This is a genomic window from Cryobacterium melibiosiphilum, assembly GCF_003602235.1.
Taxonomy (GTDB): Bacteria; Actinomycetota; Actinomycetes; order Actinomycetales; family Microbacteriaceae; genus Cryobacterium; species Cryobacterium melibiosiphilum.
On sequence record NZ_QZVS01000038.1, the window covers coordinates 1 to 14,949 of the forward strand.

A 14,949-nucleotide genomic window follows, 5' to 3' on the forward strand; every position below is an offset into this window, starting at 1 on the left:
CTCGAGTCGAGCCCACTCGCTGTCAGATAAAACGGCAGTTCGCGACATGCGTCAACTGTGCCACACGACCCCACGGATCATTAGGAGACACGCCCTAGGGGTCCGACACTTTGTGATGAATTGACCTTCGTCTATTTCACCCTAGACAGCAGTCGACAATATGGCGGCACCGTCGCACCCACGGTCATCACCTCTTCGACTTTTGCCTGATGTGCGGCGGCTGTCGGCGGGCTGGACTGGATGCATGATCGAATTCACCAGAATCACCAAACGTTACCGAGGCCGTACTGCTCTTGACGATGTCAGCTTCACTGTGCCATCAGGGTCTGTGACGGGGTTTCTTGGCCCTAACGGTGCTGGCAAGACAACGGCGATGCGAATTCTCCTGGGCCACGCTCGAGCGACCAGTGGTACTGCGACAGTCCTCGGCTCCCGATACGCCGAACTGCACAATCCGGGTCGCCACGTCGGAAGTCTGCTCGATGCGGGAGCTGTTCACCCGGGACGAACCGGCCGGGAAACTCTCCGGCTCGCGGCAAGGATGATGGGCGTGCCCATTCCCCATGTCGACGAGGTCCTTGACCGGGTCGGACTAACCCGGCGAGAAGGAACGACGCGTGTGCGCGGGTACTCACTCGGTATGCGGCAGCGACTCGGTATTGCGCAGGCTCTTCTCGGCGAGCCCCGTGTGCTCGTCCTGGACGAACCAGCCAACGGGCTCGACCCGCAGGGTATCGTTTGGTTGCGCACCCTCGTCCGGTCCCTCGCCGATGACGGCTGCGCGGTACTACTCAGCTCGCACCTTTTGCATGAGGTCGAGCAGGTCGCTGATCGGATCGTGATGATCGGCAATGGTCGCGTGCTCGCCGCTGGCTCCACCCGCGAACTCGCTGCCGGTCACGGCCTCGAGCACCTCTATTTCCAGCTCACCACCCCCACCGATCGGAGCGCCGCATGATCTCTCGAACAGTGTCTTCACCGCCGGCCATCAGCGTCAGTAGCTTGTCCATCCCGTTTCACCGTCTCATCGACGTTGAGACTCGTAAGTTTTTTGACACACTTGTCGGGCAGGTGCTCACCGTCGTGACGCTTGTGCTCGCAATCGGCATCATGACCGGGTTTGCCTGGTTTATGGAGCCAACGGTGCAAGGCGTGATCATGATCTCCGGGGCGGTGCTCTCGATTCTTCTTCCGGCCATGGGCATCCTCGCCGTAACAAGCGAATGGAGCCACGGCACCGTCTCGACGACATTTGCTCTCGAACCCCGACGGGTGCGCGTCATCGCAGCGAAATTGTTTCCCCCGGTGATCGCGACTGCGCTGACCTGCGCCGTACTCGTCGGGGTCGCCTTCGTCATTACCGGAGCCGTCGCTGCGGGTCGGGGCGTCGCCGCTGACTGGACTCTTGATCCGGCGGCCACTGCAGGCTGGTTCGTTGTCAACGTGATACTCGTGCTCAGTGGGGTCGCGCTCGGCACATTGATTCTCAACGCCCCCGCCGCGATCATCATCGTTGCCACAAGCGCCATGGCCTGGAGCCTCATTGCCGTCTCCAGCACGACCGGAGCCGCCATCGCCGCATGGCTCGACATCGGCACGACCACGACACCACTGCTCGATGGCCGCGCCACCGCTGATGACCTCGAACGCATCATGGTCTCGATTGCGGTGTGGGTACTCCTGCCGCTGATATTGGGCGCCGTGCGAGTGGTGCGACGCGAAGTGCGCTGAGAAAGCCCTGCCCACGCCGTGAAACATCACTCGTACTCCACCGTCGAGCAGGTACTTTCACATGAATTCGAGCGAGTCCTTACCCTCCTCTCGAAGCCGGGCACAACTCTGCCGTGATGGTGAGGTCATTCATTGCCGTGGCGAGCAGCGAACACGTTCTTTGTAATGGCGACGATGATCGTGATGGTCGACCTCGGTGTCCGCAAGCGGAACCGTCAATGCGAACTTGCCAATTACCCTATGCACCCTGAATCGGCGCGTCATGATGTTCACGCGCCGTATTTTTGCTGCACTGCTCGTCGCGGTTCCGACCGTAGGCGGCGGAATCGTGGTGATGCGATGGATGCCCTTGCCAAACCCTCTGAACGTGCAGTGGTCTGGCACCGAGGCCTCGAACACGCAACCGTTGTGGATGTTCTTCCTGCCTATCGCGGCATTGACGCTCTGTGGCTTCGCCCTGGCCATCGCCGCCGATCGTGACCATGAGGATCCTTTCCGGGGGACCACAATGAGAGTGGCTCATTGCCCTCAGGCAATGAGCCACTCGCAGTTCGTTTATTTTGGTCGCCCGGACTACTCCGCGCTTTTCCCTTCATCGGTGTGCCGGTGGCGTTTGGCGTAATAGACGCTCCCCACCCACATCAGGCCGTAGCCGATGGACGCACCGAGTAATACTGGGAGCAAACTACCTGGAATTTCTGACCAGACGCGCGCACCCAGGGCCGCTTGGATGAGGAAACCGACGAGAGTTCCAAAGACTGTGAGGCTCCACAGCAGAAGAAGCAAGCGCCCGAATTGTTGCGGGTTCCTCGGGTCGACCCGATTGGTCAGTAGGGACCTAAGCTGAGACATTTTCGCTCCTTAGCATTGTGAATCCCAGTCAATTCCCAAGTTTGCGCCAATTACGGCCATGGAACATGCGACTGTCGCGATGCCGGCCGTCGGAATTCCGAGCATGGCGCATACCCCGGCCATGCCAATATTAAAGATGAGGTTGCCCCAAAAAGACGAAGCGCAGGCAGCAAAGGTTGTCATTTGGTTTTCAGCGGATTCAACGGGCGTGACAACGAGGTTGTCACCCTCGACGACAAATTTGGCGGGGATGGCCTCATCCTGCTGCCCAAGGGTTGGGTTCGTCGAGTTGAGAAGCACCCCACCGTTTTCATCTTGCAGCATGAAGATGCGAGCGTCTTCGCTCAACACAATCCGATCAGTTGATTTCATCGAAATCGTGGAGCTGAGTCCTGCCACGGACGTGTCGTTGACTTCGTCCGGCACGATGGAGCGGTACGACCCATCGGCTCCCTCGATGGTGAACCCGGCGTCAGCCGATGTCGACCCCTCTGTCGATACTGTCGATAGAGATGGTGCGGCTGTGTCGGCGGCGACCGCAGGTCCTGCTCCAATACCCACCGCCATCGCTACCGCGACCCCGATAGCGAACAAGCTGTTTCTATTGCGAATCTTCATCAATATCCCCTCGATCTTGCTGCGACTTGCGACGTCAACGCCAAACAGATTTATGTAGCGCGACTTAAAGTTACAGCGATTGCCGCCCAATCGGGGGTGTTTGGCTCAAAAGAAAACCATTTTCCTGGTTTGTTTTTTTGTATGAGTTTACGGCCATGATCTCGACGAGGGGACACGTTCGCGTTTGCAGGCATCTCTGGTCGCGCCCATACAAGCTGCCGCGTCCGTAGGGGAGGAGTGTGGGACGATCAACAAATTCCGGTCACTTGATTGCGCCCTGATTTAAGCTCCACCAGGCGCCTCGTCAAGAATCTTCGCCGTCACCGGGTCGACCTGGTCGGCCGTGACCACGTAACTGTTGCGCGTGATGTGCTCGTTGGCATGGCCGAAGAGCCGCGAGGCTAGCGTAATGCCGGCCGCTCGCTCGATCAGTGTCGCGGCCGTTCGCCGGTACATGTGCGTCGTGTACTCGTCCATCTCAACGACCAGCTTGGTTAGGTAGCTGAACTCGTCCTCGATGAAGCTGCTGAGCAGGCTCTCGTGGTTGCTGACACCGCGTGGAGCGGCCCGTCCTGATGGGCAATGAGAATACGAAATTGTTCACAAGCGTTGTCAAACAACGACGCTTACCGTCAAAATTCACAATTGTCACGCAATCAAACGTCTGGCAACGCCAGTCTGATAGTCCAGATTTCCGTGTGGACCTTTGCCGATCCAGTAGCACTGCCCGCCGGGGCCGCGGCCCTGTGTCGGCCTCGGCTGCTGTTGTCGGATCAATCTTCCTGCGCTCAGATTGATTTTGGGGGTGGGGGAGTGCGTGGATCGGGTTTAGTCGAGGAGGTATCTCTCAAGAAACTGTGTTGTTCGGGCGAAGGCGAGCGCATCGGACTGCGTCGTGAGAGTGGAGATGCTGGTGCTGGCGAAGGAGTGTGCTGCTGTGAAATCGTCGAAGCGTTCCAGGGCCGTTCCGTCGGCGAGGAGGCGGGCGACGAACGGTTCAGGATCCGGGCCGTTCATTCCCGCGAAATGAAGTTGGACAGGGCAGGGCAGCACGCCCGGCTCTATATCGTTGAGCACAGCGTCATAAGCGACGACGGCATCGAGACTGCCGGACTGGGCCAATAGAAGAGCGAGCCAGCCGCCCACTGAAAAACCCACCAGCCCCACCCGCGGCGCACCATGTGTGCGCCCGGAGTGAATAAGTTCCCCGATTATGTTCAATGCTGTCGAGGGGTTGAGCCGGTCGAGGAGACCAGCGGCATCCGAGGCGTTGGTGGCCGCCCACCCGTTGAAAAGATCGGGAACAAGCACGTGAAAGCCGCGCTGAGCAAGAGGAATGCCGTAGTCGTCCATGCTAGATAGTCGGCCGTACCAGTCGTGCAGCAGAATAACCAGCGGCTGGCCCGGCATGCCGTATTCGAGGGTCGTTCCGCGGGATGCGATGCTGATGAGGGCCATGCTGCCACCATAACGTCTCACGCATGAGGCTCTATTTCGTCGCTGCCTGACAGTTACGAAACCGTGTTCGTTAGCGATGCACGAGTTGAAAATCTCATCAACTATCAATGACGAGTCCGAGTTGGGTAGGTCCGTCAGCCAAGGTTTTCGAGGGGGGTCTGCCACAGCGCCACGGCTACGCCGGATGCTGGCGGCCACCAGCGCGGACATCCGAATCGTCGACCAGCCAGGCGTCGAGCACGCATGGCTCGTGGTGCGGGAGCCGGAGTGCAGGCCGACGGCTTTGGACGTGTCTCGACCTCCGATCGTGCGGTGGAGACATCGGCACTGTCGCGCACGCCGAAGCCGATGATGGCCGGCAACACCTCGATGACCGGCACTGAGGCAAGCCGTTGAAGACAATCGGTTGCATGTCTTCGCGAAGGCGCACCGTCTCGCTGCGACTTTCGCGAACGTGCGTTGCGGCGTCGACGCGCAGCGAATCATCGATACGGCCAAAGCCGGTTACTGCGCTCAGTCCCAGACGTCTGGTGTGATCGTGGCAGGGGACAGAAGCTGGGCGCGCCATACTTGTTCTGGTCGTGAACCGAAGGCGCGCGACTGTGAGGAGCGGACATGCGAAGGGGCTCAAACCTTCATGCGCTGGGCGGATTTAACCAGACGGTGGTTTTCGACACTATCCGGCGCGCTGCCGACGGACTCAGCCGAGTTGAGATCGCGGCAAGGACTGGACTTAGCGCTCAGACCGTCTCAAATGTTTCTCGCCGGTTACTCAATTCAGGCATTATTCGTGAGGCCGGCATTCAGAATTTGGGCGTTGGTAAACCGCGCACAATCTTGCAGCTAGACCCCTCGGGGCATTTCGCCATCGGCGTGCACATCGACCCGGCGATCATCACGTATGTCTTGCTCAACATCGACGGCGAGGTGATCACCCATCGCGCCGCCCACACTCCGTCGGCGGTGAACCCCGATGCCGTGATCACGACCATGCGAGCCTCCATCGAGGCACTCATCGTTTCTTCAGGGGTCGATCGAAGCCGCGTCCTCGGCGTCGGCATCGCGTCGCCGGGCCCCGTCGATGTTGATCACGGAATTGTGCTGGATCCGCCACTTTTAGCAAATTGGCACGGAGTTGCCCTGCGCCGAGAGCTGGAAAAAGCGACTGGATTTTTTGTTCTCCTCGAGAAAGATGTCACTGCTGCGGCCGTGGCGGAGGTCTGGAAGAACCGCGAACACGAGCGCGACGACTTCCTATTCTTCTACTACGGCACCGGCGTCGGTGCCGGTCTCGTCTTCGGCGGTGAAGCACTCCGGGGACCGACCAACAATGCCGGTGACGTCGGCCACATCATGGTGGATGCCAACGGCCCAGTCTGTCGTTGCGGTCGCACCGGTTGCCTCGGTGACGCAATCAGTCCCGCAGTCATTGTGAAGGTTGCCATCGCTCGAGGGCTGGTCGATGCAAATTTTGAGCTGTTCGACAACGCCGCCATCGATGCCTGCTTCACCCGACTCGCACACCTCGCCGACGCCGGTGACGCCACGGCTATCGGTCTCCTCGACGGTGTCGCACAGAACTTGGCCGTCGCCATAGTGACCCTGGCGAATCTGCTCGACCTCAACCTCATCGTGTGCGGGGGACCCTATTGGGCAGCCGTGTCTTCGTTCATGACCGCGCGACTGCCGAAACTCATCAACGAATCCACAGCCCTTGTGACCACGAGACCCGTCACCGTCATCACCTCCGACATCGGTGAGGACGTGGCCGCGGTGGGCGCGGCGTGCCTGGTGCTGGACACCACGCTCACTCCACGGTCGTCGACGCTGTTCATTTCTTGACTTTTTTCCAAGATCTCGGCCTCATTACGTTCGTGAACTAAAGCTTGACAAGAATTAGTCCATCCATTTTACTTATGGGATACGCAGAATCACCGGCAACGATGCCGACGAGAACAGCGTCAGGGACTCAGGCGATTCATGAAAAAATCATACGTTTCCGCCGTCGCGCTTTCAGCCGCGGCAGCACTCGTCTTGTCTGGCTGTTCCGCGGGCGGTGACGAGGCATCCTCGGACTCAACGACGATCAAAGTCGCTTATCAAAAATTTGGGGCGTTCATCCAGGTGGATGACCACATGAAGGCGATGAAAGAAGCTTTTGAGGCGGAGAACGAAGGCTTGACTGTGGAGCTCGTGCCCATTGAGGGTCAGGAAAACGACTACGCGACCAAGCTCGCTCTAATGAACCAATCGCCCGCCACGGCTCCCGACGTTATGTACGAGGACACGTTCCGCGTGCAGTCCGACAGCGATGCCGGCTACTTGGCACCGTTGGACGAGTACACCGAGGGCTGGAGCGATTGGGATAATTTCTATGACAACGCCAAGAGCGCGGGGCTCGGTAGTGATGGCCTGACCTATGGCATCCCGATGGGCACTGACACTCGGGCGATTTGGTACAACAAGGATCTCTTCGCTCAGGCGGGGCTGGAGGTTCCGTTTGCTCCCGAGACATGGGAGGACGTTCTTGACGCTGCAGCCACGATCAAGGCCGAGCTTCCTGACGTTATGCCGCTCAACGTTTACTCGGGTAAGGCTCAGGGCGAAGCGGCAAGCATGCAGGGCTTCGAGATGCTTCTTTACGGCACGTCTGACTCGCTCTATGACGCTGACGACCAGAAATGGATGACCGGTTCAGACGGTTTTGTTGACTCGCTGGGTTTCATTGAAGACGTCTATCAGGGCGATCTGGGCCCGACCCCCGAACAGGCCCTCGACAAGAACGTGGGCAACCTGGTGCTGGGGGAGTGGTTGCCACAAGGGGAACTCGCCATGGCGGTTGACGGCTCGTGGATCAGCGGCACGTGGCTCGAAACGGGTACCGCCCCTTGGCCGGAATGGAATGACGTGATGGGACAGGCCGCGATGCCGACCCAAACCGGAGACGCCCCCGGCGCGACCAGCATGTCGGGCGGTTGGACGCTGGCCATGGGCTCCGGAGCCCAGAATAAGGATGCCGCGTGGGACTTCATTGCGCTCGCCCTGAACAAGGACAACGCACAGTCTTACGACATTGCGGCCAGCCAGATCGCCGTTCGTAGTGATGTCTCTGAGGACGCGAACTATCAGGCGGCCAACCCGACCTTTGGCTTCTTCTCAGAAATCGTGGAATTCACTCACTTCCGCCCGGCAACGAGCGACTATGCGCAGATCTCAAGTGCTATTACGGTCGCCATGGAATCCGTGATGACCGGCCAGCAAAGCCCAGAAGAAGCGGCCGCTGTGTACGATGACGCCGTGATCGGCATCGTCGGCGAAGACGGCACGACGAGTAAGAAATAACCATGGCTACGCCGACACCTGCGCCCGCACCGGCGGCGCGGACCGAGGAACGGCCCGGCCGGCTTAGCGAGCCTCGGCAGGGCCACCCACGGTCCGCAACGCGCCGCTCGTTGATTCGCAGCATTCCGTTACTGCCGGCCATGATTCTGCTGACGATCTTTCTTGTGGGCCCGATCATCAGTTCTTTCTATGGCTCGCTCACGAATGCGTCGCTCTCGGGCGCAGCCGCCCAAAATTCCAGCTTCGTGGGCTTCGACAACTACGCCGCGCTGTTTGCCGACCCCGACTTCCCCAAGTCCGTCATACTCACTCTGGTATTCCTGGTCGCCTCGGCAATCGTTGGCCAGAACGTTCTGGGACTGGGGCTCGCGATCCTCATGCGATCGTCCAGTCGAATGGTTCGCTCCCTGGTCGGGACCTTCGTCGTGACAGCCTGGGTGCTGCCGGAAATCGTTGCGGCATTCGCCGCGTACGCCTTCTTCAATGAAACCGGCACTCTCAATAACATGCTCTCCGCCGTGGGTATCGACGGGCCGAACTGGCTGTACGCGCTGCCGCTCCTGTCGGTGAGCCTGGCCAACATCTGGCGAGGCACCGCCTTCTCGATGCTCATCTACGCGGCCGCGTTGCAGGACGTTCCAACGGAGATCACCGAGTCCGCTGAGGTCGACGGAGCCCGCGGATGGCAGCGCCTGCTCTTCATAACCATTCCCATGATCCGGCGAAGCATCTCAACCAACCTCATGCTCACCACCCTGCAAACCCTGTCGGTATTCACCCTGATTTTCGTGATGACCGGTGGCGGCCCGGGAACGGACAGTTCCACACTTCCTGTTCTCGCCTATCAGGAAGCATTCCAATTCGGGCAGCTCGGTTTTGGCACGGCCATCGCTACGGTCATGTTGGTCGTCGGCGCCCTCTTCTCGATCGCCTACATACGGGTGCTCAAGCCGGAGGTGGATTAACGTGGGCATGACCTCACCGAGTCATCGCGTCATGAAGACGGCGTCCAATGCAGTGCTGCTTCTCGTGACGCTCATGTTTGCCCTGCCACTGATGTGGCTGCTATTGGCGTCATTCGACACGAGGGCGACGCTGTCCATCAAACTGCCCGAGATCTTCTCATTGCAGAACTTCACCGACGTCATGACACCCGAAACCGCGTTCACGCCACTACTGAACAGTCTGATCCTGGCCGGTGGATGCGCTCTCATCACCGTTACCGTCTCGGTCTTGGCCGCGTACCCGCTCTCTCGCTACAAAATGCGGGTAAACAAGCCGTTTCTCTACGGCGTGCTCTTTGGCACAGGCCTACCGATCACGGCGATGATGGTGCCCGTCTACGCCGTCTTCGTGGCCTTCAACCTCATCGACTCGCTGGTCGGGACGACGCTCTTTCTTGCCGCAACGAGCCTCCCCATTGCGATCTACATGACCAAAAACTTCATGGATAGCGTACCTATCAGTATCGAAGAGGCGGCGTGGATGGACGGAGCGTCGATGCTGACGACCCTCACCCACATCGTCATCCCCCTCATGCGACCTGGCCTAGCCGTGGTGTTCATCTTCGTATTCATCGGAGCGTGGGGAAACTTTTTTGTCCCATTCGTCCTTCTGCTCTCGCCGGGCAAGCTTCCGGCGGCGGTGAGTATTTTTTCTTTCTTCGGGCAGTACGGTTCAGTCGCCTACGGCCAGCTCGCGGCGTTCTCGCTGCTCTACTCTCTCCCAGTCATCACGCTCTACGTCTTCGTGTCGCGTGTTCTTGGCGGATCATCGGCAATGGCCGGTGCCGTCAAGGGCTGACCCCTCCAGCACAAGGAGCACCACATGCACGACAATTCCACCCTCATTCGCGCCCGCATCCGTCGTTTTGTCAGCGAGCGGGTGACCCCCGCGCTGTACCGAGTCTCATCACCCTTGACCATCAGCGCGTGGGAAGTGCCTGACGAACCCGTATCGTTTGCTGAGGCGCACGGGCAGGATTTCATCCCGTTCAGCATCGGCCAGCAGTGGGGCAAACCCTGGGGCACGACATGGTTCCACATCGAAGGCGTTCTTCCGGCCGACTGGTCTCGGTATAACGACCTGCAGACACGTACGGAAGTCATCGTCGACCTCGGCTTTCTGTCCGGTCAGGCCGGGTTTCAGGCAGAAGGTTTGGTCTTCAACTCGCAGGGACACATCGTCAAAGCCGTGGAGCCGTTCAACAACTACGTGCCGCTGAACGTCAAGCCGGGCGAGCCGGTCGATATCTACATTGAAGCCGCGTCCAACCCCGACGTGGGAAGTGACTGGGGCTTTCAGCCGACACTCGTGGGCGACAAGGCTACGGCGGGTATCGAACCGATCTATCGCCTGCGCCGTATGGACGTTGCCCTGCTTGATAGCCAGGTGTGGGAACTGGACCGGGATGTGTGGACACTGTTCGGCCTCATGGAACAGCTCAGCCCCGAGCTGCCGCGCACGGCCGAGATTCTTCGAGCTCTGGAGGAGATGACCGACCGGATGGACCCCGACGATGTCAGCGGTACGGCATCACTCGGTCGCGCTATATTGGCGCCCTTTTTGGCGCAGCCCGCCTACGCCAGCGCCCATCGCGTCATCGCTGTCGGGCACGCCCACATCGACTCGGCCTGGCTCTGGCCGGTGCGTGAAACCATTCGCAAGTGTGCCCGCACGTTTTCCAATGTGTTGCACCTGATGGATGAAGACCCGGACTTCATCTTCGCCTGTTCGTCGGCGCAACAATATTCGTGGATGAAGCAGCACTATCCGGAGCTGTTTGAACGCATCCGTACGCGCGCACTTGAGGGCCGTTTCGTTCCGGTGGGCGGTATGTGGGTCGAATCTGACACCAACATGCCCAGCGGGGAGTCATTGGCTCGGCAGCTGCTCGCCGGCAAGACCTTTTTTATGCAGGAGTTCGGCATCGAGCCTCTCGAGATCTGGCTGCCGGACTCGTTTGGCTACACTGCTGCATTCCCCCAAATCGTCACGGCGGCGGGATCGAAATACTTCCTCACTCAGAAGATCAGTTGGAACGAAACCAACACCATGCCCCACCACACCTTCGCCTGGGAGGGAATCGACGGCACCCAGGTCTTCACCCATTTTCCGCCGGTAGATACCTATAACTCCCTGCTTTCTGGGGAAGAGTTGGCCAGGGCGCAACGCCAGTACTCGGAGAAGGGCGCGTCTAACGTGTCGCTGGTGCCGTTCGGCTACGGGGACGGTGGTGGCGGGCCCAATCGGGAGATGCTTGCGGCAGCGGAGCGCACGCGTTCTCTCGAGGGTTCACCGACCGTGCGAATCGCTAGCCCGCAGGCGTTCTTCGAGGAAGCGGAGGCAACGTATGCCAATCCGCCCGTGTGGTCGGGGGAGCTCTACCTGGAATTTCACCGTGGGACCTACACGTCTCAGGCCAAGACCAAATCCGGCAATCGTCGCAGCGAGCACCTACTTCGAGAGGCCGAGCTCTGGGCATCGACGGCGTACTTTTATGCCGGCACCGAGTACCCCTTCGAACGACTCGCTGCCGCGTGGCAGACCGTGTTACTCAACCAATTTCATGACATTCTGCCCGGGAGTTCTATCGCTTGGGTACACCAGGTGGCCGAAGCGGCCTACGAGACCGTGCGAATCGAGCTGGAAGAGCTGATCGCAACATCCATAGCGGCGCTTGCCTCCTCGTCGCCAGCGGATGCCCCCCCGGTGAGCTTCAATGCGTCACCGTTCCCGGTAGCCGGAGTGCCCGCCCTGTCGGCTGCGGCGCGAATTCCGACCGGAACCGTACGCGTCGACCAGGTTGACGGGGGGGTCGTGCTCGAGAACGACGCCGTACGGGTCTCTATTGATGCGCGGGGTCTTTTGATTTCTCTGGTCGACCGTGTAAGCGGAAGAGAGGCCGTGCCCGAGGGGCAAGCGGGCAATGTGCTTCAGCTCTTTAGGGACACCCCGACACAGTGGGATGCGTGGGATATCGATGAGCACTACGCGCGCAACGGCGTAGAACTTCTGGACGCAGAGGCCGTTGAGGTGCTCGTGCAGAGTGAAGCCCAGGTGACAGTGCGCGTGACGCGGCGGTTTGGCGGATCATCCGTTCAGCAGGATCTGACCCTACTGGGTGACCAGCCGAGCCTTGACATCGTGACGACGGTCGACTGGCATGAGCGTCAGAAGCTATTGAAGCTGGCCTTCCTGCTCGACGTGCATGCTGATCGCGCTGCGTCGGAAATACAGTTTGGGCACATTTATCGGCCGACCCATGTCAACACGTCCTGGGATGCGGCTCGTTTCGAGACCTGCGCGCACCGGTGGGTGTTCGTGGGGGAGCCAGGCTTTGGGATTGCCATTGCCAACGACTCCACCTATGGGCATGACATCAGCCGCAGCACCCGAATTGGAGGAGGAACGACCACGACTGTGCGGGAGTCACTACTGCGGGCACCGACGTTCCCGGACCCCAGCGCTGATCAAGGAGTACACGTGCTGCGTACCTCGATCAGTCTGACGCCAGACGTCATCGGCGCGGCGGAGCAGGGATATCGGATCAATCTGCCGCTGCGCGACGTGACCGGCGTGGCCGTCACGCCCGTGGTTGTGAGCGAATGCCCCTCGATCGTGGTCGAAGCCGTGAAGCTGGCCGAAGACCGGTCGGGCGACCTGATCGTGCGACTCTACGAGGCGAGCGGGTCGCGCTCCACCGGAACAGTCAGCTTCGGTTTCACGGTTTCACACATCGTCGAGACCGATCTGCTCGAACGAACTGTCGCCCCTGTTGCCGTGCAATCGACAACCGACACGGGCGGTCACTTGATTCTCCGTGCCTTCCAGATCGTTACTCTGCGAGTTTCCCGTTCTTCCCAATAAAGAGGGATGCCCCGCATGGGTAACGGAATTTTCCAGATCAGCACCAACCGAAATGGAGTAAACGCAATGAAGCTCGGAACTCTTTTCTGCACGACAGCCATGGTCGCTGCGGCGTCCCTTGCTGCAGGAACTCTTCCCGCAGCAGGGTCCCCGCCCGAAAGCGGACCATCTCGGCCGATCGCAATCGATCGCGCCACCGCTTCCTACGAGGCCATGCAAAAATATTTCTACGTCGACGATGGCTCAAGTCTCTATCTGGAGCGGTTTCCGCTGGCAGAGGAAGATCGCCCGTATTCCTACGAGTGGCCCTTTTCGCAGGCGCACATCGCCACGCTCGATCTCGCCGGCATCGCAGGCCAGACCGGTCAACAGTTCGGAGACGACCTTGCCGACCGAGGCATCGGCCAGGAACAATACTGGAACGCGGCGGGCGGGACCACGGGACTGCCCGGATACGACTCCTACCCCCGCACCCCGTTTGGCAACGGTGGAGACATGTTCTACGACGACAACGAATGGGTAGCCCTCGCCAAGGTGCAGCAATATCTCATGAACGGCGACGAAGCCGCGCTCGAACGCGCCAAAGAAATATTCGAGCTCGTGGACTCGGGCTGGGACACCGATGCGAGCCACCCTGCGCCAGGGGGTGTCTTTTGGACACAGGCACCATGGAGCACGGACCGCAATACGGTTTCGACAATGCCCGGAGCGCAGCTGGGGGTGCGACTGTACGAAATTACCGGCGACAAGCACTACTTGGACACGGCGATCAAATACGTCGAGTGGACGGATGAGACTTTACTCGCACCGAACAATCTCTACTGGGACAATATCAAGCTCGACGGATCCACTGACAAGACTCAATGGTCCTACAACCAAGGCGTTCCGATCGGAACATACGCGCTCCTGTATAAAGCGACGGGCGACGAGGAATACCTGAACAAAGCAGAGGCGATAGCGGAAGCGTCCTATGAGTACTACGTAAAGGAAGAACGACTTCTGGAACAACCCGCCTACTTCAACTCCATCTATTTCAAAAACCTCCTCCTCCTTGAATCAGTCACGGGGGGCAAGACTTATCGGGCGGCTATGCAGGACTACGCCGATACGGTCTGGAATGACGTGCGCGATTCTGAGACCGGTTTGTTTGCCTTCGGAGATGAGGAGACCGAACTGCTGGAACAGGCTGCGATGGTCCAGATCTACGCGACGCTGGCATGGCCGACCGGTCGGACATCGATCCTGTATTGAGAGCCATCATGGCGACTCCCTGTGTTCTTCGGGGAGTCGCCGTGTTGCGCCGACTGGAGCTGACTGAACCGCACCGGGTTTTCAACTAACTCGTCCGTCGACCAAACGTACAACACCTCACAAATGGGAGTGTTGCGACGACGTGTTAAATTCGGCGCTGGGAAGTCAGTTGGCGGTTTGACTTTGTCGTTACTGACCTGCCAATAGCTATATTTCACAAATTAAGAAGGAGATCGTTATGCGTTACCGCACTCTCGGAAACAGCGGAGCCGTCGTCTCGACGTATGCTCTGGGAACCATGACCTTTGGTGACGAAGCCGATGAGGCTACGTCACACGCTATCCTCGACGCCTATGTCATGGCCGGTGGGAACTTGATCGACACTGCGGACGTATACAGCACCGGCGTGTCGGAAGAGATCATCGGGCGCTGGCTGGCAGATCACCGTGCGGAAGCCGAGCAGGTCGTGATCGCCACGAAGGGACGCTTCTCGATGGGAGAGGACCCGAATGATCTTGGCACCTCTCGGCGGCACCTCGGCCGCGCGCTGGATGCGTCCTTGCGCCGTCTCGGCGTGGAGCAGATTGACCTATATCAGATGCACGCCTGGGACGCCATAACTCCTCTTGAGGAGACATTGAGGTTCCTTGACGACGCCGTACGAAGTGGCAAGATCGCGTACTACGGGTTCTCAAACTTCCTCGGCTGGCAGTTGACCAAGGCGGTGCACCTAGGGCGTGTCTCCTAATGCCTTCGACCAAATAGTTATGGCTCTGAGGACAGCTCCGCCGCGGTAGGTCAGTGCGAGCTTGTCGTAGCGGGTGGCGA

12 protein-coding genes and 1 pseudogene are annotated in these 14,949 nt (G+C 59.5%); 10 read left to right on the forward strand and 3 right to left on the reverse strand.

Features of this window, described 5'->3' with window-relative positions; translation table 11 throughout:
* Window positions 1–244 precede the first annotated feature (244 nt).
* From D6T64_RS01035 to D6T64_RS01045, 3 genes are all read left to right on the forward strand, one after another.
* Window positions 245–958 (forward strand): ABC transporter ATP-binding protein, encoded by a 714-nt coding sequence (locus D6T64_RS01035; protein ID WP_119970590.1) that lies wholly within the window; start codon window positions 245–247, stop codon window positions 956–958.
* A complete protein-coding gene (locus D6T64_RS01040; protein ID WP_147364405.1) occupies window positions 955–1,731 on the forward strand; it encodes a hypothetical protein in 777 nt (258 codons plus the stop codon). Before D6T64_RS01035 ends, D6T64_RS01040 begins: the two co-directional genes overlap by 4 nt.
* Before the next feature lie 262 nt (window positions 1,732–1,993).
* Window positions 1,994–2,353, forward strand: a complete 360-nt coding sequence (locus D6T64_RS01045) for a hypothetical protein (protein ID WP_119970594.1) — start codon at window positions 1,994–1,996, stop codon at window positions 2,351–2,353.
* A gap of 239 nt (window positions 2,354–2,592) precedes the next feature.
* On the opposite strand, the gene D6T64_RS22080 is transcribed toward D6T64_RS01045, so the two are convergent.
* From D6T64_RS22080 to D6T64_RS22410, 3 genes are all read right to left on the reverse strand, one after another.
* A complete protein-coding gene (locus tag D6T64_RS22080; protein WP_147364406.1) occupies window positions 2,593–3,201 on the reverse strand; it encodes a hypothetical protein in 609 nt (202 codons plus the stop codon).
* 282 nt (window positions 3,202–3,483) lie between these two features.
* The gene (locus D6T64_RS01055; protein ID WP_199719019.1) at window positions 3,484–3,678 is read right to left on the reverse strand and encodes a site-specific integrase; all 195 of its coding nucleotides are present in this window, start codon (window positions 3,676–3,678) and stop codon (window positions 3,484–3,486) included.
* A gap of 351 nt (window positions 3,679–4,029) precedes the next feature.
* The gene (locus D6T64_RS22410) at window positions 4,030–4,659 is read right to left on the reverse strand and encodes a dienelactone hydrolase family protein (RefSeq protein WP_158594753.1); all 630 of its coding nucleotides are present in this window, start codon (window positions 4,657–4,659) and stop codon (window positions 4,030–4,032) included.
* Between the two features lie 615 nt (window positions 4,660–5,274).
* Here D6T64_RS22410 and D6T64_RS01065 point away from each other — a divergent pair.
* The 7 genes and pseudogenes from D6T64_RS01065 to D6T64_RS01095 all read left to right on the forward strand — a co-directional run.
* The gene (locus D6T64_RS01065; RefSeq protein ID WP_119970600.1) at window positions 5,275–6,501 is read left to right on the forward strand and encodes an ROK family protein; all 1,227 of its coding nucleotides are present in this window, start codon (window positions 5,275–5,277) and stop codon (window positions 6,499–6,501) included.
* Between the two features lie 138 nt (window positions 6,502–6,639).
* The gene (locus D6T64_RS01070) at window positions 6,640–8,001 is read left to right on the forward strand and encodes an extracellular solute-binding protein (RefSeq protein WP_119970602.1); all 1,362 of its coding nucleotides are present in this window, start codon (window positions 6,640–6,642) and stop codon (window positions 7,999–8,001) included.
* Window positions 8,002–8,003: 2 nt separating this feature from the next.
* On the forward strand, window positions 8,004–8,966 hold the full coding sequence (locus D6T64_RS01075; protein WP_119970604.1) for a carbohydrate ABC transporter permease: 963 nt from the start codon (window positions 8,004–8,006) through the stop codon (window positions 8,964–8,966).
* Window positions 8,967–8,973: 7 nt separating this feature from the next.
* Window positions 8,974–9,804 carry a carbohydrate ABC transporter permease gene (locus tag D6T64_RS01080; RefSeq protein WP_119970608.1) on the forward strand — a complete coding sequence of 277 codons (831 nt, stop codon included), beginning with the start codon at window positions 8,974–8,976 and terminating at the stop codon, window positions 9,802–9,804.
* Between the two features lie 24 nt (window positions 9,805–9,828).
* On the forward strand, window positions 9,829–12,870 hold the full coding sequence (locus tag D6T64_RS01085; protein WP_119970606.1) for an alpha-mannosidase: 3,042 nt from the start codon (window positions 9,829–9,831) through the stop codon (window positions 12,868–12,870).
* A 15-nt stretch (window positions 12,871–12,885) separates the two neighbouring features.
* Window positions 12,886–14,121: a glycoside hydrolase family 76 protein gene (locus D6T64_RS01090; protein ID WP_233550757.1), complete on the forward strand. Its 1,236-nt coding sequence runs from the start codon at window positions 12,886–12,888 to the stop codon at window positions 14,119–14,121.
* 238 nt (window positions 14,122–14,359) lie between these two features.
* A pseudogene (locus D6T64_RS01095) lies at window positions 14,360–14,860 on the forward strand (aldo/keto reductase); the annotation flags it as partial.
* Window positions 14,861–14,949 lie beyond the last annotated feature (89 nt).

Bases quoted from the DNA above. Each gene is read 5' to 3' on its own strand.
- D6T64_RS01045 (WP_119970594.1), top strand. From the start codon at position 1,994: ATGATGTTCACGCGCCGTATTTTTGCTGCACTGCTCGTCGCGGTTCCG.
- D6T64_RS01090 (WP_233550757.1), top strand. From the start codon at position 12,886: ATGGGTAACGGAATTTTCCAGATCAGCACCAACCGAAATGGAGTAAAC.
- D6T64_RS01075 (WP_119970604.1), top strand. From the start codon at position 8,004: ATGGCTACGCCGACACCTGCGCCCGCACCGGCGGCGCGGACCGAGGAA.
- D6T64_RS01035 (WP_119970590.1), top strand. From the start codon at position 245: ATGATCGAATTCACCAGAATCACCAAACGTTACCGAGGCCGTACTGCT.
- D6T64_RS01070 (WP_119970602.1), top strand. From the start codon at position 6,640: ATGAAAAAATCATACGTTTCCGCCGTCGCGCTTTCAGCCGCGGCAGCA.
- D6T64_RS01055 (WP_199719019.1), bottom strand. From the start codon at position 3,678: ATGGACGAGTACACGACGCACATGTACCGGCGAACGGCCGCGACACTG.
- D6T64_RS22080 (WP_147364406.1), bottom strand. From the start codon at position 3,201: ATGAAGATTCGCAATAGAAACAGCTTGTTCGCTATCGGGGTCGCGGTA.
- D6T64_RS01080 (WP_119970608.1), top strand. From the start codon at position 8,974: ATGACCTCACCGAGTCATCGCGTCATGAAGACGGCGTCCAATGCAGTG.
- D6T64_RS01085 (WP_119970606.1), top strand. From the start codon at position 9,829: ATGCACGACAATTCCACCCTCATTCGCGCCCGCATCCGTCGTTTTGTC.
- D6T64_RS01065 (WP_119970600.1), top strand. From the start codon at position 5,275: ATGCGAAGGGGCTCAAACCTTCATGCGCTGGGCGGATTTAACCAGACG.
- D6T64_RS01040 (WP_147364405.1), top strand. From the start codon at position 955: ATGATCTCTCGAACAGTGTCTTCACCGCCGGCCATCAGCGTCAGTAGC.
- D6T64_RS22410 (WP_158594753.1), bottom strand. From the start codon at position 4,659: ATGGCCCTCATCAGCATCGCATCCCGCGGAACGACCCTCGAATACGGC.